Origin of the sequence: Mycobacterium sp. 050134 (genome assembly GCF_036409085.1) — a bacterium.
In the GTDB taxonomy this organism is placed as follows: Bacteria; Actinomycetota; Actinomycetes; order Mycobacteriales; family Mycobacteriaceae; genus Mycobacterium.
In genome coordinates this window covers 1-22644 of sequence record NZ_JAZGLV010000029.1, presented here as the reverse complement: position 1 = coordinate 22644, position 22644 = coordinate 1, and the positions used below count along the sequence as shown (strand labels likewise).

General features: G+C 69.4%; 24 protein-coding genes. 18 read left to right on the top strand and 6 right to left on the bottom strand.

Annotated elements, in window-relative coordinates:
* The first annotated feature begins 10 nt into the window (after positions 1–10).
* Positions 11–2632, top strand: a complete 2622-nt coding sequence (locus SKC42_RS24890; RefSeq protein WP_330966907.1) for a sugar epimerase family protein — start codon at positions 11–13, stop codon at positions 2630–2632.
* A 34-nt stretch (positions 2633–2666) separates the two neighbouring features.
* Here the strand turns inward: SKC42_RS24890 and SKC42_RS24885 are convergent, their stop codons facing one another.
* The 3 genes from SKC42_RS24885 to SKC42_RS24875 all read right to left on the bottom strand — a co-directional run bounded on the left by SKC42_RS24885 (position 2667) and on the right by SKC42_RS24875 (position 4319).
* The gene (locus tag SKC42_RS24885) at positions 2667–2870 is read right to left on the bottom strand and encodes a hypothetical protein (RefSeq protein ID WP_442932253.1); all 204 of its coding nucleotides are present in this window, start codon (positions 2868–2870) and stop codon (positions 2667–2669) included.
* Positions 2871–3108: 238 nt separating this feature from the next.
* The gene (locus tag SKC42_RS24880; RefSeq protein WP_330966906.1) at positions 3109–3591 is read right to left on the bottom strand and encodes a hypothetical protein; all 483 of its coding nucleotides are present in this window, start codon (positions 3589–3591) and stop codon (positions 3109–3111) included.
* A 50-nt stretch (positions 3592–3641) separates the two neighbouring features.
* Entirely contained in the window at positions 3642–4319 is a 678-nt protein-coding gene (locus SKC42_RS24875) for a hypothetical protein (protein ID WP_330966905.1), read from the bottom strand.
* A 98-nt stretch (positions 4320–4417) separates the two neighbouring features.
* Between SKC42_RS24875 and SKC42_RS24870 the strand changes: the two genes are divergently transcribed.
* From SKC42_RS24870 to SKC42_RS24860, 3 genes are read left to right on the top strand one after another with little or no spacing between them, the layout of a single operon-like run.
* Positions 4418–5923 (top strand): carboxylesterase/lipase family protein, encoded by a 1506-nt coding sequence (locus tag SKC42_RS24870; RefSeq protein ID WP_330966904.1) that lies wholly within the window; start codon positions 4418–4420, stop codon positions 5921–5923.
* A 17-nt stretch (positions 5924–5940) separates the two neighbouring features.
* On the top strand, positions 5941–7944 hold the full coding sequence (locus SKC42_RS24865) for a DUF7064 domain-containing protein (protein WP_330966903.1): 2004 nt from the start codon (positions 5941–5943) through the stop codon (positions 7942–7944).
* Between the two features lie 23 nt (positions 7945–7967).
* Positions 7968–8453, top strand: a complete 486-nt coding sequence (locus SKC42_RS24860; protein WP_442932257.1) for a gluconokinase — start codon at positions 7968–7970, stop codon at positions 8451–8453.
* On the opposite strand, the gene SKC42_RS24855 is transcribed toward SKC42_RS24860, so the two are convergent.
* Positions 8450–9451, bottom strand: a complete 1002-nt coding sequence (locus tag SKC42_RS24855; protein ID WP_330966901.1) for a DoxX family protein — start codon at positions 9449–9451, stop codon at positions 8450–8452. The genes SKC42_RS24860 and SKC42_RS24855 overlap by 4 nt on opposite strands.
* Before the next feature lie 99 nt (positions 9452–9550).
* Between SKC42_RS24855 and pncA the strand changes: the two genes are divergently transcribed.
* Positions 9551–10114, top strand: a complete 564-nt coding sequence (gene pncA / locus SKC42_RS24850) for a pyrazinamidase PncA (RefSeq protein ID WP_330966900.1) — start codon at positions 9551–9553, stop codon at positions 10112–10114.
* The gene (locus SKC42_RS24845; RefSeq protein ID WP_330966899.1) at positions 10111–10944 is read left to right on the top strand and encodes a nuclear transport factor 2 family protein; all 834 of its coding nucleotides are present in this window, start codon (positions 10111–10113) and stop codon (positions 10942–10944) included. Before pncA ends, SKC42_RS24845 begins: the two co-directional genes overlap by 4 nt.
* A gap of 21 nt (positions 10945–10965) precedes the next feature.
* On the opposite strand, the gene SKC42_RS24840 is transcribed toward SKC42_RS24845, so the two are convergent.
* Positions 10966–11316, bottom strand: coding sequence for a DoxX family protein (locus SKC42_RS24840; protein ID WP_330966898.1), 351 nt, complete (start codon positions 11314–11316; stop codon positions 10966–10968).
* Between the two features lie 289 nt (positions 11317–11605).
* Between SKC42_RS24840 and SKC42_RS24835 the strand changes: the two genes are divergently transcribed.
* The 5 genes from SKC42_RS24835 to SKC42_RS24815 are packed head-to-tail and all read left to right on the top strand — an operon-like array spanning position 11606 to position 16796.
* Entirely contained in the window at positions 11606–12928 is a 1323-nt protein-coding gene (locus SKC42_RS24835; protein ID WP_330966897.1) for an ABC transporter substrate-binding protein, read from the top strand.
* Positions 12925–13884 carry a carbohydrate ABC transporter permease gene (locus tag SKC42_RS24830; RefSeq protein ID WP_330966896.1) on the top strand — a complete coding sequence of 320 codons (960 nt, stop codon included), beginning with the start codon at positions 12925–12927 and terminating at the stop codon, positions 13882–13884. The genes SKC42_RS24835 and SKC42_RS24830 overlap by 4 nt, the downstream gene beginning before the upstream one ends.
* Positions 13871–14710 carry a carbohydrate ABC transporter permease gene (locus SKC42_RS24825; RefSeq protein ID WP_330966895.1) on the top strand — a complete coding sequence of 280 codons (840 nt, stop codon included), beginning with the start codon at positions 13871–13873 and terminating at the stop codon, positions 14708–14710. The genes SKC42_RS24830 and SKC42_RS24825 overlap by 14 nt, the downstream gene beginning before the upstream one ends.
* A gap of 5 nt (positions 14711–14715) precedes the next feature.
* Positions 14716–15786, top strand: coding sequence for an ABC transporter ATP-binding protein (locus tag SKC42_RS24820; RefSeq protein ID WP_330966894.1), 1071 nt, complete (start codon positions 14716–14718; stop codon positions 15784–15786).
* A complete protein-coding gene (locus SKC42_RS24815) occupies positions 15783–16796 on the top strand; it encodes a patatin-like phospholipase family protein (RefSeq protein ID WP_330966893.1) in 1014 nt (337 codons plus the stop codon). The genes SKC42_RS24820 and SKC42_RS24815 overlap by 4 nt, the downstream gene beginning before the upstream one ends.
* On the opposite strand, the gene SKC42_RS24810 is transcribed toward SKC42_RS24815, so the two are convergent.
* Positions 16793–17080, bottom strand: coding sequence for a DUF3349 domain-containing protein (locus tag SKC42_RS24810; RefSeq protein ID WP_330966892.1), 288 nt, complete (start codon positions 17078–17080; stop codon positions 16793–16795). The genes SKC42_RS24815 and SKC42_RS24810 overlap by 4 nt on opposite strands.
* A gap of 217 nt (positions 17081–17297) precedes the next feature.
* On the opposite strand from SKC42_RS24810, the gene SKC42_RS24805 reads away from it, so the two are divergent.
* From SKC42_RS24805 to SKC42_RS24775, 7 genes are all read left to right on the top strand, one after another.
* The gene (locus tag SKC42_RS24805; protein ID WP_330966891.1) at positions 17298–18134 is read left to right on the top strand and encodes a DUF3097 domain-containing protein; all 837 of its coding nucleotides are present in this window, start codon (positions 17298–17300) and stop codon (positions 18132–18134) included.
* A 374-nt stretch (positions 18135–18508) separates the two neighbouring features.
* Entirely contained in the window at positions 18509–19033 is a 525-nt protein-coding gene (locus SKC42_RS24800) for an OsmC family protein (protein ID WP_330966890.1), read from the top strand.
* 9 nt (positions 19034–19042) lie between these two features.
* Complete coding sequence (gene cynS, locus SKC42_RS24795) at positions 19043–19528, top strand: cyanase (protein WP_330966934.1); 486 nt, start codon at positions 19043–19045, stop codon at positions 19526–19528.
* Entirely contained in the window at positions 19525–20592 is a 1068-nt protein-coding gene (locus tag SKC42_RS24790; RefSeq protein ID WP_330966889.1) for an acyl-CoA dehydrogenase family protein, read from the top strand. The genes cynS and SKC42_RS24790 overlap by 4 nt, the downstream gene beginning before the upstream one ends.
* A gap of 10 nt (positions 20593–20602) precedes the next feature.
* The gene (locus SKC42_RS24785; RefSeq protein ID WP_330966888.1) at positions 20603–21232 is read left to right on the top strand and encodes an RNA polymerase sigma factor; all 630 of its coding nucleotides are present in this window, start codon (positions 20603–20605) and stop codon (positions 21230–21232) included.
* On the top strand, positions 21229–21498 hold the full coding sequence (locus SKC42_RS24780) for a hypothetical protein (protein WP_330966887.1): 270 nt from the start codon (positions 21229–21231) through the stop codon (positions 21496–21498). The genes SKC42_RS24785 and SKC42_RS24780 overlap by 4 nt, the downstream gene beginning before the upstream one ends.
* A complete protein-coding gene (locus SKC42_RS24775; protein ID WP_330966886.1) occupies positions 21495–22409 on the top strand; it encodes a formate/nitrite transporter family protein in 915 nt (304 codons plus the stop codon). The genes SKC42_RS24780 and SKC42_RS24775 overlap by 4 nt, the downstream gene beginning before the upstream one ends.
* The last annotated feature ends 235 nt before the right edge of the window (positions 22410–22644 follow it).

Genomic DNA, 22644 nt, shown 5'->3' with positions numbered 1-22644 from the left:
AGCGCCCTCAGTGAGAATCGCCATCACCGGGGCCGGTGGTGTGCTCGGCCGCGGGCTTGCCGCCCGCCTGCTCAGTCAGGGCCACGAGGTGGTCGGGTTAGCCCGGCGCCGGCCCGACAGCTGGTCTAGCGCCGCCGGATTCGTCGCGGCGGACATCCGCGATGCGGCGGCGGTCAAGCGCTGCGTCGCGGGCGCCGACGCCGTCGTGCACTGCGCATGGGCGAAGAGTCCCGGTTCGGACGATCGGGTCAGCCACCAGGTCAACATCGACGGCACGCTGAACGTGCTTGCGGCCATGGCCGATTCCGGCACCGGGCGCATCGTCTTCCCATCGTCGGCGCACGTCTACGACGGGGGAGGTGCGGCCGGGACCGAGCGCGACGCGGTCGCCCCCACATCCCCGGACGGCATCCTGAAGGCCCGAGTCGAGCAGCTGCTGGCCGCCGCGGATGTCGACTCGATCTCGATCCGCTGCGCGCCGGTGGTCGGCCGCGGCGTCGACAACTGGGTGCTCCGGATCCTTGCCATGGCGGCGTTCCCCGGCGGACCAGTGGATCGGCGGCTGCAGCTGGTTCATCTGGACGACGCGCTGCGGCTGTTGCAGCGCGCCGTCCTGGACCGCCGAATACCAACCACCACGGTCAATCTCGCCGCCCCGGGCGCGACGACGTTCCGCGGGATCGCCGCCGCGCTCGGCCGCCCGATCATTCCGCTGGCCGGACCGTTCGCAGCGCTGGCACGCGGGCGGGCCTCGGCGGAGCTGGACCTGCTGCGCGCCGCCCCGCCGATGGACACCACGCTGCTGGGCGACAAGTGGGAATTCACACCGGCGTGGACCGCCGACGAGTGCGTGGAGGACCTGGCGCTGGCGGTGCGCGGCCGGGTCACGTTGGGCGGGCGGGTCGTCTCGCTGCCCTGGCGGCTGGCCACCATCCAGGACCTGCCCGCCGTCGACGCACCCGCCGAGGATGGGGTGCTGCCCCGACTGGCCGGTCCCGAGGGTCTCAACGGCGAGTTCGACACCCCGATCGATCCGCGGTTCCCGACCTACCTGGCGACCAACCTGTCGGAGGCGCTGCCGGGCCCGTTCTCGCCGTCCTCCGCCTCCGTCACCGTGCGCGGCGTGCGCGCCGGCGGCGTCGGCATCGCCGAGCGGCTACGCCCGGGGGGAATCATCCAGCGCGAGATCGCGATGCGCACCGTCGCGGTGTTCGCCCACCGGCTCTACGGCGCCATCACCTCCGCGCACTTCATGGCCGAGACCGTGCCCTTCGCCAAGCCCGCGACCATCGTCAGCAACAGCGGATTCTTCGGACCCAGCATGGCATCGCTGCCGATCTTCGGGGACGAGCGTCCGCCGTCCGAGTCCGGCCGCCTGCGCAAGCGACTGCGCACCGTCCGCAACATCGGCGTCTTCGGCGTGAATCTGGTTGGGCTGAGCGCCGGTTCGGCCGCGGATACCCACGACTTCGTGGCCGACGTCGATCGGCTGGAGCGGCTCGCCTGCGGTGACCTCACCCGGCTCGACGAGCGCCGGCTGGTCAGCCTCATCCTGTTGGCGCGCGACCACGTCGTGCACAGCTGGGTGCTATCCTCGGGATCTTTCATGCTGTGCGCCGCGTTCAACGTGTTGCTGAGGGGCCTGTGCGGCAAGGACACCGCGCCGCCGGCCGGGCCCGAACTCGTCAGCGCGCGGTCAGTGGAGGCGGTGCAGCGGCTGGTGGCCGCGGCGCAACGCGACCCGAAAGTGAGCCGGCTGCTGGCCGAACCCGGACACCACCTCGACCGGCTGGCGGCCGACGCCCCGGAGTTCCACGCCGCGGTGCTCGACGAGCTAGCGCTGATCGGGCACCGTGGGCCGGCCGAACTCGAGATGCTCTCCACCAGTTACGCTGACGACCCGGAGCTGCTGATCCGGATGGTGACGCGGGCGATGAGCGCGCCGCGCGCTGCGCAACCTCGGCACACGCGTATCCCCTTGCGCGCCAAGCCCGTCGCGTTTCTGGCCGCACGACAGCTGCGCGACCGCGAGGTGCGCCGCGACAAGATGGTCCGGTCGAACTGGGTGCTGCGCGCCCTGCTGCGCGAATACGGCCGCCGGCTGGTCGCCGCCGGCACCTTCGGCGCCCCCGAGGACGTCTTCTTCCTCTTGGTCGACGAGCTGGACACGCCGCCGCCGGACGTGGCGGCGCTGGTGGCGCGGCGGCGCGCCGAACAGCGCCGGCTGGCCGGCGTCGTCCCGCCGACGGTGTTCAGCGGCAGCTGGGAGCCCTCTCTCGCGTCGACGCCGGCGCTGGCCAGCGGCGACACCCTGCGCGGGGTTGGCGTCTGCGGGGGACGGGTGCGTGGCCGGGTGCGTATCGTGCGGCCGGAGACCATCGACGACCTGCAACCCGGCGAGATCCTCGTCGCGGAGGTCACCGACGTCGGCTACACGGCCGCGTTCTGTTACGCCGCGGCGGTGGTCACCGAGCTCGGCGGCCCGATGTCACACGCAGCGGTGGTGGCCCGTGAGTTCGGGTTCCCCTGCGTGGTGGACGCCCAGGGCGCCACGCGGCGGCTGCCGGCCGGCGCCCTGGTCGAGGTCGACGGCAGCACGGGGGAGATCCGCGTGCTCGAACCGGCGTCCTGAGGCCGGCGCGTGCGAAAAACCTGACGGGTCGGGCTCATAGGGGCCAGCTGTGGGGCCCGGACGAGTAGCGAAATTCCGCCGCCGGGGGCAGTGGGCGCCGCTCGCCGGTCGAGATGGCGTCGAGGACGAGGGTGACGTAGCGTTTCCACCCGTCGCCGTCGGGGTCCATCGTCGACAGCACGCTGTACAGCATGGGGACGAGGCGGGCCATGTCGTCGGCGACCAGGTCGGGACGCACGCTGCCGGCCTCCTGGCCGCGGCCCCCGACGAACTGAGATTCAAGAACGAATCCGGGATCTACGGCATGAAGGAGTTGCCCGTCATTTGGTGAAAAGTCGGCGTTCGGCGGCCGTGTCGCCGTTCAGCCGTTGCGGGGGTAGGCCCGGCGGTTGCAAACCGCCGAAATTGCCGCAATGGTCGGGCTTCGCGGCGCAGCGCGACCACTGCGGCAACCTCGGCGCACAAGCGGAGACGGCTTACTGCCGGAGCCGAACCCAGAGCATGCGGCCGACGACTATCGCGCCACCGATGATCAGGGTTGCCATCGCCGACTGCAGCGCGTCGATAGCCAGCCAGCTCGGGTTGTACCAGTCCGAATCGCCGACGCATTGGAAACTCACGCTCGTCCCCGACTGGCCGGGTCGGTAGCTGTAGCTCCAGGTGTTGTACGTGAGGTGGTAGGGGCCGCTGCACACCAGGGGGCTCATCCACAGCGCGCTTGAGGGGACCATCGCGGTGATCGCGGCACCGCTGCCGACGCAGACGCCGAGGATCCCGAGGATCGCCCCGATGCGGTTGGCCCCGGTGAGCCTGACCCCAGGCCGCGGGCCGCCCCGGCTACCTTGGCCGGCGGCCGCCCCGGCCTCGGCTATCTCGCGCTCCAACTCGGCGATGCGCCGCTGCTGAGCCAGCTGTCGCTCCAGCTCGGCGATGCGCTTCGCGGGGTCGTCGGCCTCCATCGGCAAATCGTCGCACGCCCGCACCCGCGCGTACAGCAAATCCGGATCGCTCAGCAGCCGTACGCGATCCCGACGCCGTCGGGCGGCGGCACCGACCGCAGGCAACCGAACGGCTGGACGCCAGCGGGGGTGAATCGGGCCGCCGACTGGTGGGCGTAGTTGACACAGAACAGGCCCGCATCGCCGGCGCGGCACCGGTAGTCGCCGAAGGACAGCGTGTCCCCGTTCGCCAATTCGGGCCCGTCGCCGTTGACGAACGGCCCGGGGTCCCCGCGCGAGGCGCCGACCTGCAGGGTCGTCCCATCGAAGGCGACCCAGCCGCCCTGCCAGTCGCCGTAGGCGGTCTCGGGCCGCGGCGGGGGGCTGGTCAGCCGTACCAGGCAGAGCAGCGCGCCGCCGGCGTGTTTGGCATCCGTCGTGCAGGAGGCCTGCGCGGCCTTCGCCGTGAAGGCGACGTCGTCGCCCAGTGGCGTGGCGACGCCGTCGCGCGTCGCGCTGTGGTAGCGACCCGGATCAGCGGGATGGCCGGCCTCGATCCAGGCGATGACGTCGGACATGGCGGCACCGGCCGCGGGCGCGGCGGACGGCGGGGCGGGCCTGCTCGTGGAGGGCGCGGTTGTCGTCGCCGGAGGGTTCCCGGACGGCGTCGTCCGCCCGGACGGTCCGCCGGCCGGGTGTGAGCAGCCCACAACCAGCAACGGCGCTGCCAAGAATACGGCGATCCGCATCCCGTCAGGCTAGCGGCCGAGTTGGGGGGGCCTGATGGTGGCGACCCGAGGCGGCCTTGCGCGCGCGTCGCGCCGCTGATGTCGGCTACCGTCGGAATATGCATGAGCGCACCGTCCGCGCCCGCACGACCACCGGAACAGTCGAAGGCTTCACCCGCGACGGCGTCAACCGCTGGCGTTCCATCCCCTACGCCCGGCCGCCGGTGGGGCGCCTGCGCTTCCGGGCGCCGGAGCCCGCATTGCCCTGGTCGGGGGTGCGGCACTGCCACGGCTTCGGCAATTGCGCGCCCCAGCAGCGCCGCTACACCATGCTCCGCGTCGGCCGCTACCAACCGATGGGCGAAGATTGCCTGACCCTCAACGTCGTCACCCCGGAGCGCCCGAGCGGCGAACCGCTGCCGGTCATGGTCTTCATCCATGGCGGCGGATACATCCTGGGCAGCTCGGCAACGCCGCTTTACGACGGCGCCGCACTGGCCCGCCGCGGCTGTGTGTACGTGTCGGTGAATTACCGGCTGGGAGCGCTGGGGTGCCTGGACCTGTCGTCGCTGTCCACAGCGGAACACCCCATCGACAGCAACCTCTACCTGCGCGACCTCGTCATGGCGCTGCAGTGGGTGCGCGACAACATCGCCGAATTCGGCGGTGACCCAAGCCGAGTCGCCATCTTCGGGGAGAGCGCGGGAGCCCACATCACGGCCACCCTGCTGGCGGTGCCCGCCGCCGAGGGGCTCTTCGCGCGGGCGATCTCGGAAAGTCCCGCGTCGGGCATGGTCCGCTCGCGCGAGACCGCGGGCGAGTTTGCGGACCGTTTTGCGCACCTGCTGGGCGCCGGCGGCCGGGATGCCGCCCAGGCGCTGATGCAAGCCTGCCCCGAGCGGTTGGTGGAGACGCAGCATCGCCTCATCGACCAGGGCATGGAGAACAGGCTGGGCGCCTTCCCGATCGGCCCGGTGTTCGGTGACGACGTCGTCCCCGTCGACCCCGTGGAGGCCATGCGCACGGGCCGCGCGCACCGGGTGCCGCTGATCGTGGGCACCAACGCCGAGGAGGGCCGGCTGTTCACCCGGTTCCTCAAGATGCTGCCGACCAATCAGGCCATGATTGAGGAGCTGTTGGCCGACACCGACCCGGCGGCCCGGGATCGCATCACGGCCGCCTACCCGGATTACCCCGCGCCGTCGGCGTGCATCCAGCTCGGCGGCGACTTCGCGTTCAGCTCGGCCGCATGGCAGATCGCCGAGGCCCACGGCACTCACGCCCCCACCTACCTCTATCGGTACGACTACGCCCCGCGAACGCTGCGCTGGTCGGGCCTGGGTGCCACCCATGCCACCGAGTTGCTCGCGGTCTTTGACGTCTATCGCACCCGGTTCGGTGCGTTGCTGACGGCTGCCGCCGACCGGCGCGCCGCCTTGAAGGTCAGTAACCAGGTGCAACGCCGATGGCGGTCCTTCAGCCATTCCGGCGTCCCGGGCGAGGACTGGCCCGCCTACACCGTCTCCGACCGCGCCGTTATGGTGTTCGACCGCAAGTGCCGCGTCGAGTTCGACCCGCATCCGCACCGCCGAATCGCCTGGGACGGCTTCTCCTTGGCGCAGTGACCTGGCACGATGCCTTCATGCCTGCCGACACCGAGCACGTCATCGAACGCCCCGCCGACCTCACCGCCTCGTGGCTGACCGCGGCGATCGGGGTGGGACCCGTCGCCGATTTCGCTGTCGAACGCATCGGGACCGGACAGATGAGCGAGTGTTACCGCATTCGGCTCACCTACGCCGACGCGGGGGAAGGGCGCCCGGAATCGGTGGTGCTCAAGGTGGCCGCCACCGACCCCGTGAGCCGGCAGACCGGGCTCGCCCTGGGCTTGTACGAGCGCGAGGTCCGCTTCTACAGCGACGTCGCGCCGCGCCTCGGCGGGCCGATCGCGCCCTGCTATCACGCGGCGGTGGACATCTCGACGGGAGCATTCGACCTGCTGCTCGGTGATGCCGGCCCGGCGGTCGGGGGTGACGAAATCGCCGGCGCCACAGCCGAACAAGCCCATCTCGCCGTCGTCGAGCTGGGCCGGCTGCAAGGTCCGCTGCTCGGCGACGCGATGCTGGCGGGCGCGGCCTGGCTCAACCGGGATTCACCGCTCAGCCAAGCGATGATCGCCCCGCTGTACGCCGGGTTCATCGACCGCTACGGCGACCAGATCGCCCCGGAGCACCGGGTGGTGTGCGAACGCCTGCTGGCCTCCTTCGACGGCTACCTGGCGCAGGAGGCCGCACCCGGCCGGGTCCGGGGCCTGGTCCACGGCGACTACCGGCTGGACAACATGCTGTTCGGCGCCGCCGGGGCCGACCGCCCGCTGACGGTGGTCGACTGGCAGACCGTGTCGTGGGGACCGGCGCTGACCGACCTGTCGTACTTCCTGGGCAGCGCGCTACCCACCCCGGACCGTCGACTCCACTACGACGCCCTGCTGCGGGCCTATCACGAAGCGTTGGGGCCGGGGGCGACGCTGAGCCTGGCCGATGTCGCCGAAGGCGTTCGCAGGCAAAGCTTTTTCGGCGTGATGATGGCGATCGTCTCGTCCATTCTCGTCGAACGCACCGAGCGTGGCGACCGGATGTTCATGACGATGCTGCAACGGCACTGCGACCATGTGCTCGACACCGACGCGCTGGCGACGCTGCCCGCGGCGGTCGCGCCCGAGCCGTTGCGGCCCTCCGAGGACGACGAACTCGCCCACACCCCGACGACCGAACCGCTGTGGAGCGAGAGCTGGTACGCCGACTTTGCCGACGCCGCACAGGGATTGGGTGGCTGGTTTCGCATCGGGCTGATCGCCAACCAGCGCAAGGCACTGATCCATGCGCTCCTGTGCGGTCCGGACCTGCCGACCATCGCCGTCGACGCGCAGGTCCCGCTGCCCGACGATCCGTGGGCGGTGCACGCCGACACCTTCGACATCGAGCACTCCGCGAGCGCCCCGCTGCGGGCCTACCGCGTCGACGTGCGCGCACACGCGCAGGCGTATTCGGATCCCGCCGCCTTGTTGCGCGGCGAGCCCGGCGCGCCGATCGAGATGGCGATGAATTTGGTGTGGACCACCGACGGCGCGCCGTACAAATACCGGTTGACGACTCGATACGAGATCCCATGCACCGTGTCGGGCGCTGTCACCATCGGCGACGCCCGTTACGAGATCGCCGCCGTACCGGGGCAGCGCGACCACTCCTGGGGCGTCCGCGACTGGTGGAGCATGGACTGGATCTGGAGCGCGCTGCACCTCGACGACGGCACCCACCTGCACGGCGTGAACATCCGGATCCCCGGCACCCCGAGCTTCAGCGTCGGCTACGCGCAGCGGGCCGGCGACGTCACCGAGCTGCAGACCGTGGACTCGCGGGAAGCGTTCGGCGCCAGTGGGTTGCCGCAGGACGCCACGCTGACCCTGGATCCGGTCGGGATCGCCGCGACGCTGCACCCGGCCGGCCACGCCCCGGTGCTGCTGACCGCCGACGACGGGCGGGTCAGTCAATTCCCGCGGGCCTGGACCAGGGTAACCACGGCGGACGGCCGGCGTGGTGTCGGGTGGGTGGAGTGGAACCGCAACCCTTCCGATCGAACCGGGTGAGGGTGCCGTCACCCATCGTCGTGATGGGCGTATCCGGGTCTGGCAAGTCGACCGTGGGCGCGGCCCTCGCGCGGCGGCTGCGGGTGCCGTTTGTGGACGCGGACAGCCTGCACCCGCCGGCGAACATCGCGAAGATGGCGGCCGGGGAACCGCTGGACGACGACGACCGCCATCCCTGGCTCGACAAGGTCGGCCGGTGGTTGGCCGATCACCCGGACGGCGGCGTCGTGAGCTGCTCGGCCCTCAAACGCAAGTACCGCGACCAACTGCGCGCGCTGTGCCCCGAGGCGGAGTTTCTTTACCTCCGCGGGTCGGCCGAAGTCATCGGCCGTCGGCTGTCCGCGCGGACCGGTCACTTCATGCCCCCGGCGCTGCTGCAATCGCAGCTCGCCGCGCTCGAACCGCTCGGGGCCGACGAGGCCGGCGTCACGGTCGACGTCGACCGCGACGTCGACGAGATCGTCGACGGCTTCGCGGCGGGTGCGGCGCCCCGCCGGCCACAGAACTAGACGCCGAGCCTGCGGCGGCCCGTCTTGACCTGGTCCTCGATCCGGTAGCGCGCGGTCTCGGCCAGCTCGCTGCCGCGGGCGCGCGCAGTGTCGGCCAGGTCCTCCCCGCGGGCGCGCGCCTGCTTCGCCAACTTCTCGCTGCGCTTGCGCGCCTGCTTGGCCAACTTCTCGCTGCGCTTGCGTGCCTTCTTGGCTAGCGGCGCCGCCCGTTCGGCGGCCTCGTCGGCGAGCTCCTCGCCGCGCTGGCGCGCCCTGAGGGCCAGGTAGGCGGCCCGTTCGGCGGCCTCGTCGGCGAGCTCCTCGCCGCGCTGGCACGCCTTCTTGGCGAGGGGCCTGCCGCGCTCGGCGGCGGTGCTCGCCAGCTCGCGGCCGCGTTCGAGTGCGGCCTCGGCGTAGGGGGCGCCGCGCTCGGCGGCGGTGCTGGCGAGCTCGCGGCCCCGTTCGGCGCCGACGTGCAACCCGTGCACTATCTTTTCGCCCAACTCGCCGAAATCGGGATCGAACGCCGGGTCGTCCGATCCGGGCAGCGCCGACGACACGCGCTCGGAGAGCCGCTCCGCCGCCTGGCGGCCGCGCCAACCGAGCGACGGCTTGCCGGCCGTGTCCGCCGAGGCGATCAGCAGCCCGCCCAGCAGGCTCAGGTCGGTGAGGAAGGCCTGGCGTTTCTGCGCCTTGAGCGCAGGGTCGCTTTCGCTCCAGAACATGTGGGCCCCCAGGTTGGCCGGCAACACCGTGAAGGCGAGCGCGGCCGACGCAATCCGGGGAGCCTTCCCGGTGGCCAACAACAGGCCGCCGCCGATCTGCACGGCCGCGTTGATCTGAGCGAACGTCTGCGGGTCGGCGGGGATGGCGCTGCCGACCGGGTCCGGCAACGCGCGCAGACCGTCCACCGCGGGCGCCGCGGCCTCGGCCGCGGGCTTGGGATTGCGCAGTGACTCGATTCCTTGCCCGATGAACACCGCCGACAACAGGGGCCTCGCGATTCTGCGGATCAACATGGCAGCGAGATTACCCGGCAGACCCGCAAACAAACCGCCCCTCGCGCTCGCCGCGCGAAGGCCCAGCTAGCGGTCCCGGCCGGCGATAGGGTGGGTCCTGTGCGGGCGTTGATCATCGTCGACGTGCAGAACGATTTCTGCCCTGGCGGGCCGGTGCCGGTTGCCGGCGGCGGCGCCATTGCGTCGGCCATCAGCGACTATCTGGCCAGCGGCCCCAGTTACGCGCACGTCGTCGCGACCCAGGACTTCCACGTCGATCCCGGCGACCACTTCTCCGACCGGCCGGACTTCTCGTCGTCATGGCCCCCGCATTGCATCGCCGGGACCGCGGGCGCCGGATTCCATCCCGCTCTCGACACCCGAAGGGTCCAGGCCGTGTTCCGCAAGGGGGCTCACGACGCGGCTTACAGCGGCTTCGAAGGTGTCGACGAGGACGGGACGCCGCTGCTCGAGTGGCTGCGCCAGCGCGGGGTGGACGAGGTCGACATCGTCGGCCTCGCCACCGATTTCTGCGTGCGGCGGACCGCCGAGGACGCGGCGCGCGCCGGCCTGGCCACTCGCGTGCTGGTGGACCTCACGGCGCCGGTCGCGGTCGACTCGGCGGCGCGGACCGCCGACGAACTGCGAGCCGCCGGCGTCGAGCTGGTCGGCGGGCCCTCATGACGGCGCCCGCACCGGAGACCCTGCTCGCGGCGGTGGAGCGTTCGCCGCAGGCCGCGGCCGCGCACGACCGCACCGCATGGGTCTCCCTGTTCACCGACGACGGCCGCGTCGAGGACCCGGTGGGTTCGCGGCCGCACGTGGGGCACGCCGCGATCGGCCGGTTCTTCGACACGTTCATCGGTCCGCGGGAGATCACTTTCCACCGTCATCTCGACGTGGTCGCCGGCACCGTCGTCCTGCGCGATCTGGAGCTCGAGGTTGCGATGGGCCCCGACGTGACGATGCACATTCCCGCTTTCCTGCGCTATGACCTCCGAGAGGACCTTCCAGAAGACCCCCGAGAGGACCTCCGAGAGATCAACGGGGACTGGCGGATTGCCCGACTGCGCGCCTACTGGGAGCTTCCCGCCATGGTGCGGCAGTTCCTGCGGAGCGGAACGCGGGCCATGTCGCCGGCCCTGCGACTGTCGCGGGGACTGCTGGGCAATCAGGGACCGCGCGGCGCGGTGGGCTTCATGGCTGGTTTCCGGCGGCCGGGAGCGCGCCACCAGGAGCGGGTGGCGGGGATTTTGGACGCCGCCGCCAGGGGTGACAGGACCACCGCGGCTCGGGGACTCTCACCAACGGCGGCAATTACTGCGGGTGACGACGAGCCGCTCGACATCGGTGAGCTCGTCGAGCGGCTCGCCGGGGCACGCCCGACGAAGACGATTAGCGCCGGCCCCACGGTCGTCGTCGCGGTCGACTCGGGTCCGCGGCGCGGGATCGTGTTCGCCGACGTGACCGGGCCGGCCACCACAGTCGACCGGCTGAGCTACTTTCCCGCCTGAGCCACTTTCCCGCCTGAGCGCTCACCGTGCGACCGTCAGCGCCAGCGTCGCCGCGGACAAGGCCAGGTACGCGCCGGGAAACGCGAGGTTGTAGAGGACGCGTGCCCGCAGATGGGTGACGACGGCGCCGACGAAGAACAGGACAAGTCCCGCGGCGGCGGCAACCCCCAGGGCCCGAAGGCCCAGCAGGCCGGCGATCAGCCCGGCGGCGCCCGCGAGCTTCAGCGCCGCCAGCCCCGGCAGCCAGGACCGGGGCACCCCTACCTCCGACGAGTTGGCCAGCACGAACCGGGCCGGGACTAGGTCGGCGATGGCGATCGCCGCGGTGACGACGGCCGTTGTCAGCGCGATCAGGACGTATGCAGTAGTCACGGGCGGTCAATCCGTTGTCCGGCAGGTGTTTCCGCGGCGGCGAGCCGAATGGCAGCGCAGCGCGACGCGGCGCACAATCGAGGAGGTCATGGCCTGGGTCTCCTTCGAGGAGGGGGTTGGTTGGATGCGGTCACCTTGTTGACGATGTCCGTGCGGGAAAGGTGACCGGTGCGGGCACCAATGCCGTCGTCAACGCTGTCGTCCCAGGAAGATCTCAGGCCGGTCGGGTACCAAGGACGGCAAGCCGGGCTGGCAGTGGTGCCGGCGAGGGTGCACGATCGGACAAGGGATGCTGGATAAGCCGTTCGCGCGGCGGAGCTTGTTGCGGGGCGCCGGTGCGCTCACCGCGGTCTCCCTTGCGTCCTGGGCGGCCGGCTGTGCCCCCAACGACGACGCATTGACCTTCTTCTTCGCGGCCAACCCCGACGAGCGTGACGCCAGGATGCGCATCATCGACGAATTCCAGCGTCGCCATTCCGACATCAAGGTGCGGGCGGTGCTGTCTGCGCCCGGCGTCATGCAGCAGCTGTCGACCTTCTGTGCCGGCGGTAAATGCCCGGACGTGCTCATGGCATGGGACCTGACCTACGCCGAACTGGCCGACCGCGGGGTGTTGCTCGATCTCGACACCATGCTCGCCCACGACCCGTCATTCGCGCGGGAACTGCAGTCGGAGAGCATCGCCCCGCTGTACGACAGCTTCAACCACAACGGGGGCCAGTACGCCCTGCCCGAGCAATGGTCGGGAAACTACCTGTTCTACAACAGGCGCCTCTTCGCCGAGGCCGGGCTCCCCGCGCCGCCTAACTCGTGGGAGCATCCCTGGACTTTCGGCGAATTCCTGGAGACCGCGCGGGCTTCCACTAAGCGGGCCGGGTCGGGGCGGGTCGCGCAGTGGGGCTTCGTCAACATGTGGTTCTCGTACTATTCGGCCGGCCTGTTCGCGATGAATAACGGGGTGCCGTGGTCCACCCCGCTGAAGAACCCGGCCCACTTCAACTTCGACGACGACGCCTTCATCGAGGCCGTGCAGTTCTACGCCGACATGGCCAACAAGCATGGGGTGGCGCCGAACGCGTCGGAGGTCCAATCGATGTCCACACCGGACCTCTTCGCGTCGGGCAGGGCGGCGATGGCGCTTGGCGGCCATTGGCGCTACCAGACGTTCATCCGTGCCGATGGCCTCGACTTCGACGTCACCGCGCTGCCGGTTGGCCCGCGTCGCCAGGGACAGGCGGCGCGCTCGAACATCGGTTCCACCGGCCTCGCCATCTCCGCCGGCAGCCCGCGCAGGGAGCAGGCCTGGGAATTCGTGAAATTCGCGACCGGTCCAATCGGCCAGGCGCTGATCGCCGAATCGAGCCTGTTCGTGCCGGTACTGCGGTCGGCGCTCGACTCGGCCGGCTTCGCCAAGGCGCATCAGCGAGTGCGTAACGTCGCCGTGCTCACGCAGGGGCCGGCGCATTCCGACGGCCTGCCCGTGACTCCAGCGTGGGAGAAAGTTGTCGCCCTGATGGACCGCAGCTTCGGCCCGGTGCTGCGAGGCTCGCGCCCTGCCACCTCGCTGCGCGCGTTATCGCCCGCCGTTGATGAGGTGTTGCACGCTTCATGACATCGGTCGACATCCCCGCCCCGGCCGGGCCGGTCACGCGCCAGAACGCGAAGGCGTCGCGTCCCGCGCGACGACGCGCCCGGTCCGGGCGTCTCTTCGTGGCCCCGAACCTCGCCGCGGTCGTGGTGTTCATGCTCTTCCCGCTCGGCTTCTCGCTCTATATGAGCTTCCAGAACTGGGACGTCTTCCGACCGCCGAAGTATGTGGGGCTGAAGAACTTCGGGGAGCTGTTCACCTCCGATCCGTTGTTCCTCATCGCGATTCGCAACACGATCGTCTTCACCGCCGGGACGGTCGTTCCGACGCTGCTGATCAGCCTGGTCGTCGCCGGCGTGCTGAACCGCAAGGTCAGGGGCATCGGCATCTTCCGGACCATCGTCTTTCTGCCACTGGCCATCTCGTCGGTCGTGATGGCGGTCGTGTGGCAGTTCGTCTTCAACACTGACAACGGCCTGCTCAACATCATGCTTGGCTGGGTCGGCATCGGCCCGATACCGTGGCTGGTCGATCCCAAGTGGGCCATGGTTTCGCTGTGTATGGTCAGCGTGTGGCGCAGCGTGCCGTTCGCCACCGTCATCTTGCTGGCGGCGATGCAGGGGGTTCCGGAGACCGTCTACGAGGCGGCCAGGATCGACGGTGCCGGTGAGATCCGGCAATTCGCGTTCATCACCGTGCCGCTGATCCGGGGCGCGATGTCGTTCGTGGTGGTCATCTCGATCATCCACGCGTTCCAGGCGTTCGACATGGTCTATGTCCTCAACGGGCCCAATGGCGGCCCGGAATCGGCGACCTACGTGCTAGGCATCATGCTGTTTCAGCACGCGTTCTCGTTCCTGGAATTCGGCTACGCGTCCGCCTTGGCGTGGGTGATGTTCGCGATCCTGCTCGTGCTGACTGTGTTGCAATTGCGGCTGACCAGGCAGCGGTCGATGGAGGCGTCCCGTGGTCTCAGGTGAGCGCGTGTTCAAGCGCAACGTTTTTCGCGCCCTGCTCGTCTACACCGCGCTGATCGCGATCGCGTGGTGCTGGCTGTTCCCGATCGCCTGGGCCGTGTCGGGTTCGTTGAAGAACGAGGGCGAGGTTACCGAGCCGAGGCTCCTTCCCGCCCACCCGCGGTGGTCGAACTACACCGAGGCCTTCACGCTGATGCCGTTCTGGCGCATGTTCTTCAACACGGTGTTGTATGCCGGGTGCGTGACGGCCGGGCAGGTGTTCTTCTGTTCCCTCGCCGGATACGCCTTCGCACGCCTGCAATTCCGGGGTCGCGATACGTTGTTCGTGCTGTATCTGGGCACGCTGATGGTGCCGCTGACCGTCACCGTGATCCCGCAATTCATCCTGATGCGGACCCTCGGATGGGTCGACACGCCCTGGGCGATGATCGTTCCCGGCCTGTTCGGCAGCGCCTTCGGTACCTACCTGATGCGGCAGTTCTTCCAAACCCTCCCCACCGACCTCGAGGAGGCCGCGATCCTGGACGGCTGCTCGCCGTGGCAGATCTACTGGCGGATCCTGTTGCCCCACGCTGGGCCGGCGGTGACGGTGCTGGCCGTGCTCACGTGGGTCAACGTGTGGAACGACTTCCTGTGGCCCCTGCTGATGATTCAGCGCAACAACCTGGCCACACTGACGCTCGGGCTGGTCCGGCTGCGCGGTGAGTACGTCGCCCGCTGGCCCGTCATCATGGCGACCTCCATGGTGATCATGGTGCCGCTGGTGGTCATCTACGCCTTCGCGCAGCGGTCGTTCGTCCGCGGCATCGCCGTCACCGGGATGAACTGATCGCCATGGCTTCGGTGAGTTTCGAGCGGGCGACGCGCCGCTACCCGGGGACCGATCGACCCGCCCTCGAAGGTCTCGACCTCTTCGTCGGGGACGGTGAATTCGTGGTGCTCGTGGGGCCGTCCGGCTGCGGCAAGACGACATCGCTGCGGATGGTGGCCGGGCTGGAGACGCTGGACTCCGGACGGATCCGGATCGGCGATCGCGATGTCACCGACGTCGACCCCAAGGATCGCGACGTCGCCATGGTGTTCCAGAATTACGCCCTCTACCCCCACATGACGGTCGCGCAGAACATGGGCTTCGCGCTCAAGATCGCCAAGGTTCCGAAGGCGGAGGTCCGCGAGCGGGTGCTCGACGCGGCCAAACTGCTTGACCTGCAGCCCTACCTGGAACGCAAACCGAAAGACCTTTCCGGTGGGCAACGCCAACGGGTGGCGATGGGGCGGGCGATCGTACGCCGGCCACGGGTGTTCCTGATGGACGAGCCGCTGTCCAACCTGGACGCCAAACTGCGGGTGCAGACCCGAAACCAGATCGCTGCGCTGCAGCGGCGGCTGGCGACCACCACGGTCTACGTCACCCATGATCAGGTCGAGGCGATGACGATGGGCGACCGCGTGGCCGTGCTGTGCGACGGGGTGCTGCAGCAGTTCGCGCCACCCCGGGAGCTGTATCGGAATCCGGGCAACGTGTTCGTCGCGGGCTTCATCGGGTCACCGGCGATGAACCTGTTCACCCTGCCCATCGTGGGCGCCTCGATCTCGCTGGGGGACTGGGTCATTCCGCTGCCGCGCGCGATCGCCGATTCCGCGCCCGAGGTTGTGGTCGGCGTCCGCCCCGAGCATTTCGAACTCGGCAGCCGCGGTGTCGAGATGGAGGTCGACGTGGTGGAAGAACTCGGGGCCGACGCTTACCTGTACGGACGAATCACCGATTCCGGCAAGGTGATCGATCAGCCCGTCGTCGCGCGCGCCGACGGCCGGCATCCGCCGGAGAAGGGGACCCGCGTGCGCCTGCGCCCGGAGCCCGGACACCTGCACTTCTTCGGTACCGACGGGTGCCGGGTCTCATGACGGCCGGCGTGCCGGCCGGACGGGCCGACCTGGTCTGCGAAGGCGGTGGTGTCCGGGGGATCGGGCTGGTCGGTGCCGTCGACACACTCGCCGAGGCGGGCTACCGGTTCCCCCGGGTGGCGGGCACCAGCGCGGGCGCGATCGTCGCGGCGCTGGTGGCGGCGCTGCAGGCCGCCGGGGAGCCGATGACGCGGCTCGGCGAGGTGATGCGATCGATCGACTACCGGAAGTTCTTTGACCGCAGCCTGATCGGTCGGGTTCCCCTGGTCGGCGGGGGGCTCTCCCTGTTGGTGTCCGATGGGGTGTACCGCGGTGACTACCTCGAACGGCTCCTGGCCGGCCTGCTCGCCGACCTCGGCGTGCGCACCTTCGGCGACCTGCGCACCGGCGAGGAACCCGAGCAGTTCGCCTGGTCGCTCGTCGTGACGGCCAGTGACCTGTCACGGCGGCGACTGGTTCGCATCCCGTGGGACCTGCGTGCCTATGGCGTCGATCCGGACGAGTTCGGAGTGGCACGAGCGGTGCACGCGTCGGCGGCGATTCCGTACGTCTTCGAGCCGGTTCGGGTCGGTGGTGCGACGTGGGTCGACGGCGGGTTGCTGTCCGACTTTCCGGTGGAGCTCTTTGACCGGCCCGATGCCCAACCCCGGTGGCCGACGTTCGGCATCCGGTTGTCGGCGCGCCCCGGCATCCCGCCGACGCACCCGGTGCACGGGCCGGTCTCGTTGGGCATCGCGGCCATCGAGACATTGCTGAGCAATCAGGACAACGCCTACATCGACGACCCGTGCACGGTGCGGCGGACCATCTTCGTGCCCGCAGACGAGGTCAGCCCGATCGACTTCGACATCACCTCGCAACAGCGCGACGCGCTCTACCAACGCGGATTGGCCGCGGGGCGCGAATTTTTGGCGACATGGGACTACCCGGCGTTCCTGGCGGCCTGCGGCGGGCCGGTCAAGCCTGCCGGAACGCCGCAGGGGAAAACCGAGAAAAGGTCTGCGCCCTAGGCGGTGGGGGTCTTGCGGCAGTCAAGCCGGCGCTGGACCTTTGCGATGTCCTCGGGCGAGGGCATCGTGTTCGTGATGCGGGTGATCGCCACACCGACGTCGGTGGCGCTGACGGGCCAGGGCCGGTGCTCGGCGAGTTCGTCTGTCAGGGAAGTGATCTCGTCGGTGGACACCCGCCGACAAGCCGGGGCCGCCGCCGGGACGTAACCGTGGGTCGGCATGCCGCTCGGGTAGCCGGCGCGCACAAAGGCGACGATGCTGGAAACCCATTGGGTCAGATCCATCTTCCACCTCGCTAACCGCCACACTGCGGATCGGCGGCGTTGACGCCGCAGATAACAAGGTAGCAGCGCTAAGGCCACCAACCGGTTAACGCCACGCGGTTGCTGGCGAATTCTTACAACCGGTTTGGCGCAAACCGGGACGGGTCCGGGTCACGGTTGGCGCATCCGTGGCGCGCCGTAAACCGTGTTTGGCCGCAAGGGTTCCTACTATTGCCGGGTGGCCGATCGCTATGGAACCGATGTCCTCGCCGCGGGGCGGCGCAAGCCCCGCTCTACCGAGCACCCGGTGGAATTGGGAATGGTCGTCGAGGACGCCGAGACGGGCTACGTCGGCGCGGTGGTCCGCGTCGAATACGGCCGCATCGATCTCGAAGACCGGCACGGCCGGACCCGCGGCTTCCCTCTAGGCCCGGGTTACCTACTCGACGGCCGTCCTGTCATCCTCACCGCGCCGCGGCGCGCGGCGCCGACCGCCGCCGGCCGGACGGCGTCCGGGTCGGTCGCTGTGCCCGGTACGCGGGCCCGGGTCGCGCGCGCCAGCCGCATCTACGTCGAGGGGCGCCACGATGCCGAACTGATCGCCCAGGTGTGGGGTGAGGATCTGCGCATCGAAGGCGTCGTCGTCGAGCACCTCGGTGGCGTCGATGACCTGGTCGGGATCGTGGAGGAATTCGCGCCCGGCCCGGGACGCCGGCTCGGCGTGCTGGTCGATCACCTGGTCGCGGGCTCCAAGGAGGCGAGGATCGCCGATGCGGTGCGGCGCGGCCCGGGCGGCCCGCACACGCTGGTCGTGGGTCACCCGTACGTCGACATCTGGCAGGCCGTCAAGGCGCAGCGAGTCGGCCTGACCGCGTGGCCGGACGTGCCGAGGCACATCGAGTGGAAACACGGTGCCTGCCGGGCGCTCGGCTTGCCGCACGGCAGCCAGGCGGACATCGCCAGGGCCTGGCGCCACATCCGCTCCCGCGTGCGCGACTGGAACGACCTGGAGCCTGCGCTCATCAGCCGCGTCGAGGAGCTCATTGACTTCGTGACGGAGCCGACTGGCCCGTAGCACCGACGGGCGGCGCGGCGCCCGGCTCCGGCCCGAAGAGAATCGGCGGGATTTTATTGCCCGGCCCCGCGGGGCGGGCGCCCTTGACCTGCCGCAGCGGCGCGCCCGGCGGCCGGCGTCCGCCGTTGCCGGTTAACCGGCGCGGCCGCTGAAAGGCCACGACATCGACCACAGTCGGCGGACGCCAGCAACGCCTGGCCCGTCAGCGTTCGCCCGCCCCGGCGCGGGGAGCCGCAATGTTTCGGGCGCGTCAGGTTTCGTGTCGTGCCGGTAAATCCCGTCGGGCTCCCGTCACGCGGCGAGCGCCGCCGAGCACTAACTCCGTGACGACCCATTCCAGCGAGAAACATTCCAGCGAGATACGGAGGAAGTTCATGACCGACGCGCTCGTCATCGACGCACAGGGGCTCGACCGGCTGTCGTGCAACGCCAAGGAGAATCCGGCCACCGGACGAAAGACGCTGAAGGCGACCACGGTGTGTGAGGCGGGATTCCGCAACATGACCTACGTGCGCGACCTGGCGCCGATGTTGGTGGGGGAGCCGCCCGCGCTTTTGGGTGACGACTCGGCCCCCAACCCATCGGAGACCGCGCTGGCGGCGCTGGGCTCATGCGTCTCGGTGGGGCTGCTGGCCAACGCCACGCACCGCGGCGTGACGCTGAGCAAGATCGAGGTCGAAATGGAAGGCGACATAGACATTTCCGCGGTGTGGGGGGTCGGTGACACACCAGAGGGCAAAAGACTCGGCTTCAGCGCCGTGCGGTGCCGGGTGACGCTCGCGGCGGACGCCGATGAGGCGACGCTGAAGGAAATACACGACAATGCAATTGCCTGGTCGCCCGTGGTCAACACGTTCGGCAACCCGGTGAGTGTCGATTCGACCCTTATCACCGATTAAAGGAAATTCATTATGACAACGCTGACGAAGATCGAACTCGGGGAAATCATCCGCCGTGCGCGCGCCAAGCACGGCGTGACGTGGGCCAAGATCGCCGAATCCATCGGCAAGGACCCGGTGTGGACGGTCTCGGCGCTGCTGGGGCAGCACCCCCTGTCGGCCAAGGACGCGAAGACCGTCGCGTCGCTGCTCGACCTCGACGATGAGGCGGTGGAGGTCCTGCAACTGATGCCGTACCGGGGCTCCGAGGCTTCGGTGGTCAACGACCCGACCATTTACCGGTTCCACGAGGCCCTGTCGGTGTACGGCCCGGCGCTCAAAGAGCTGATCCACGAAGAATTCGGGGACGGCATCATGAGCGCGATCAACTTCCAGATGAGTGTCGAGCGGCGCCCGCACCCCGAGGGCGATCGCGTGGTCGTCACGTTCGACGGCAAGTTCCTCGAATACGCGTGGAAGCATTCCTCGCCGCATGCCCCGGACGTGCTCGAATGACCGCCACCATCGATCCCGCGGCCCGCCATTTGGCGGACGCACTCTTGGAGGACGTCCGCGCCCACGCCGCGGAACTGGACCGCGGTGAAGAGCACTCGCGGCGCAGCTTCCCGGCGCTGGGCGCGGCCGGGCTGCTCGGCATCGGGGCGCCGGGCAACGCCGACGGCAGGCTTCCCGAGATGGCCGATGTGATCCGGGCCATCTCCGGGGAGTGCATGAGCACCGGGTTCTCGCTATGGGCTAACCGCATGGCCGTGGAGTACTTGCTCACGGCGGCAACGCCTTTCGCGCTGGCCGTGGTTGAGCCGCTACTGGCGGGTACCAGCCTCGGGGTCACCGGCATGGCCTCGGCTTTCAAGGAGGCGGCGGGCTGCGGCAGCCTGGAGCTGACGGCCACCCGCGTTGCCGGGGGGTACGAGGTGTCCGGCCCGATCCGGTGGGCCAGCAACCTCTACCCCGACTCCATCATGGTGACCGCGGTGCGCGCCGATGACGGTGAAAGGCTCATCGTGGCCCTGCCGTTGGACACGCCTGGCGTGGTCGTGGGCGACCACTTCGATCTGCTGGCGATGGGCAGCACCGCGTCGTCCTACCTGAATCTCAAGGGCGCGTTCGTCCCGGCGGATCAGCTGTTGACCCGTGACTTCGACGGGTTCCTGCGGTCGGTCCGGCCGACCTTCCTCGTGTTGCAGTCGGCCATGTGCCTGGGGCTGACCCGCACCGCGGTGGAGCAGGCCCGCCGCGGACTCGACGGGGTCAACTCGGTGTTCGCGGCCGATGTCGAGCGCGTGGCCGAGCGGCTCACCCGCGCCGAGGCAACGTTGGCCGGCCTGGCGGCGGCCGTGGGCGGGGCGCAGGCACCGGCGAAGAGAGACCTGTTGTCGCTGCGCCTGGCCGCCGCTGAGCTTTCCAGCGCGGGCGCGGATCTCGAGATGCGGACCGCCGGCGGCAAGGGGTACGCGAGCAGGACGGCGGCGAGCCGCCGCTATCGGGAGGCGGCGTTCATTCCCGTGCAGTCGCCGTCCGAGGGCCAATTGCGCTGGGAACTGGCCGGATGCGCCTGAGTTCGGGCCGATGGTGACTCCGGTGGCGGTGCCACCGGAGGGCACCGAATCCGAGCGCCTGGTCGGCGGGGTACCGCTGGCCAGCCTGGTGCGCGACTTCCACCGCCCGATGGTGAATTTCGCCCGCACTATGGTGAGTTCGCCCGCCGTCGCCGAAGAGGCCGTCCAAGAGGCCTGGGTACAGGTCTTGCAGTCCGCGGATTCGTTCGAGGGACGCTCGTCGGTCAGCACCTGGTTGTTCGGCATCGTCAAGAACACGGCCTCGCGTCACCGGCGCCGCGAGTCCCGGATCCGCGACCACGAACTGTTGGCCGATGCGGATTCGGAAGCGGGTGACCCGCTTTCGGGCCGCATGCACCCCGCCGGCCACCCCGACGCCGGTCACTGGAGCGTCCCGCCGTCGCAACGCTTCCTGCCCGAGGACCGAACCGTGGAAAGCGAGCTCGTCGGGCACGTCCGTGCCGCACTCGACGGGCTGCCGGATCGGCAACGGCAGCTGGTCATCCTCCGCGACGTCGTCGGCACCTCGGCCGACGAGGCGGCGGGGATCCTCGGGCTCTCCGCCGAGGGGCAGCGCGCCCTGCTATATCGCGCCCGGGGAAACCTTCGCAACGAATTGGAAAAGCGGTATCGACGATGACCGTCTACGACAACACAGTCCCCGCCATTGACTGCGTCGACTTCGTTCGGCTCGTCGACGACCTTGTCGATTCCGACCCGCGCCATTGGGGTGCGGTGGTGGCCAAGCACCTCGACGAATGCCCGCCCTGCCTGGTCTATCTGCAACAGATGCTCGACCTCAAGATCCTGCTCAATCACGTCTTCGAGGGGGAGAAGCTCAGCGACGAGCATATTGCCGGCGTCCTTGGCGCCATCGACACGTTTAAGAGAGGCGATCACGCATGACGATCGACGCGCAAGCGCCGCAATTGGAAAGCGATGTTTCCCTGCCGGACACCGTCACCCCGTTCCCGTCCGCCCGCCCCGCCGACCGCGGGGTCGAGGACCCGTTCGAGCCGCTGAGCGTGGGGGCCATGGTGGACCGCGTGGCGGCCATGGCGGTGGAAAAGGCTTCGCATCCGTGGGCATTCCTCATGCGATCCCTGGTCGGTGGCGCCATGGTGGCGTTCGGCGCGCTGCTGGCGCTGATGGTGAGTACCGGTGTCAAGACGCCGGGCGTGGCCAGCCTGCTGATGGGCCTGGCGTTCGGCATGTCCTTCGTGCTGATCCTGGTATCGGGCATGTCGCTGATCACCGCCGACATGGCGGCCGGGTTCCTCGCCGTCCTCAAGCGCACCATGACGGTGCGGGTCTACGCGTTCCTGGTCGGCGTCGGCCTCGTCGGCAATGTCGTTGGGGCGCTTGTCTTCATCGCAGTCTGCGGCGCCGCCGGGGGGCCCTATCTCGGTGCGTTCGCGGAACGGGCGGCGGCGGTCGGCTCCCAGAAGGCCGGCCAGCCGTTCCTGACGGCCCTGCTGCTGGCGGTGATCTGCACCTGGTTCCTCCAGACGGCGATGTGCATGTTCTTTAAGGCCCGTAGCGACGTGGCGCGAATGGCGTTCGCCTTCTACGGCCCGTTCGCCTTCGTGATCGGCGGTACCCAGCACGTCATCGCCAATGTCGGATTCCTCGGCCTTCCATTGTTGCTCAACCTCTTTCATCATGCCGCACCGCGCGGGCCGATCACCTGGGGTTTGGGTGCGCACGGCCTGCTGACCAATATCGCGATCACCACCGTCGGTAACCTGATCGGCGGCACCCTCTTCGTCGCGCTACCGTTCTGGGTGATCGCGCGACTGCAACAACGGCGGATCTAGCTCTTTCGCGGATCGTCGACCACCGCGGCACTCTCGGCGCGAAATCAGCTGGCACGAAGGACGTATAGCGCTGCCTGGCGCCAGGGATTGGTTGGCTTCTCGGATGCGGTGACGGCGGCGCTGCGAGCGCGGGGTCTTCGTATTCTCTTGTGTCACTTTGGTTTCTGTGGTCACAATGCGGCCGGTTTTGAGTTCCTAACGGATGTCAAGCGACGTGTTGGCTCGTAGGCTTGGG

Coding starts and splice junctions, on each gene's coding strand:
- SKC42_RS24880 (WP_330966906.1), bottom strand. CDS start 3,591: ATGGAGGCCGACGACCCCGCGAAGCGCATCGCCGAGCTGGAGCGACAG.
- SKC42_RS24875 (WP_330966905.1), bottom strand. CDS start 4,319: ATGCGGATCGCCGTATTCTTGGCAGCGCCGTTGCTGGTTGTGGGCTGC.
- SKC42_RS24870 (WP_330966904.1), top strand. CDS start 4,418: ATGCATGAGCGCACCGTCCGCGCCCGCACGACCACCGGAACAGTCGAA.
- SKC42_RS24865 (WP_330966903.1), top strand. CDS start 5,941: ATGCCTGCCGACACCGAGCACGTCATCGAACGCCCCGCCGACCTCACC.
- SKC42_RS24860 (WP_442932257.1), top strand. CDS start 7,968: ATGGGCGTATCCGGGTCTGGCAAGTCGACCGTGGGCGCGGCCCTCGCG.
- SKC42_RS24855 (WP_330966901.1), bottom strand. CDS start 9,451: ATGTTGATCCGCAGAATCGCGAGGCCCCTGTTGTCGGCGGTGTTCATC.
- SKC42_RS24845 (WP_330966899.1), top strand. CDS start 10,111: ATGACGGCGCCCGCACCGGAGACCCTGCTCGCGGCGGTGGAGCGTTCG.
- SKC42_RS24835 (WP_330966897.1), top strand. CDS start 11,606: ATGCTGGATAAGCCGTTCGCGCGGCGGAGCTTGTTGCGGGGCGCCGGT.
- SKC42_RS24830 (WP_330966896.1), top strand. CDS start 12,925: ATGACATCGGTCGACATCCCCGCCCCGGCCGGGCCGGTCACGCGCCAG.
- SKC42_RS24820 (WP_330966894.1), top strand. CDS start 14,716: ATGGCTTCGGTGAGTTTCGAGCGGGCGACGCGCCGCTACCCGGGGACC.
- SKC42_RS24815 (WP_330966893.1), top strand. CDS start 15,783: ATGACGGCCGGCGTGCCGGCCGGACGGGCCGACCTGGTCTGCGAAGGC.
- SKC42_RS24810 (WP_330966892.1), bottom strand. CDS start 17,080: ATGGATCTGACCCAATGGGTTTCCAGCATCGTCGCCTTTGTGCGCGCC.
- SKC42_RS24800 (WP_330966890.1), top strand. CDS start 18,509: ATGACCGACGCGCTCGTCATCGACGCACAGGGGCTCGACCGGCTGTCG.
- SKC42_RS24790 (WP_330966889.1), top strand. CDS start 19,525: ATGACCGCCACCATCGATCCCGCGGCCCGCCATTTGGCGGACGCACTC.
- SKC42_RS24785 (WP_330966888.1), top strand. CDS start 20,603: ATGGTGACTCCGGTGGCGGTGCCACCGGAGGGCACCGAATCCGAGCGC.
- SKC42_RS24780 (WP_330966887.1), top strand. CDS start 21,229: ATGACCGTCTACGACAACACAGTCCCCGCCATTGACTGCGTCGACTTC.
- SKC42_RS24775 (WP_330966886.1), top strand. CDS start 21,495: ATGACGATCGACGCGCAAGCGCCGCAATTGGAAAGCGATGTTTCCCTG.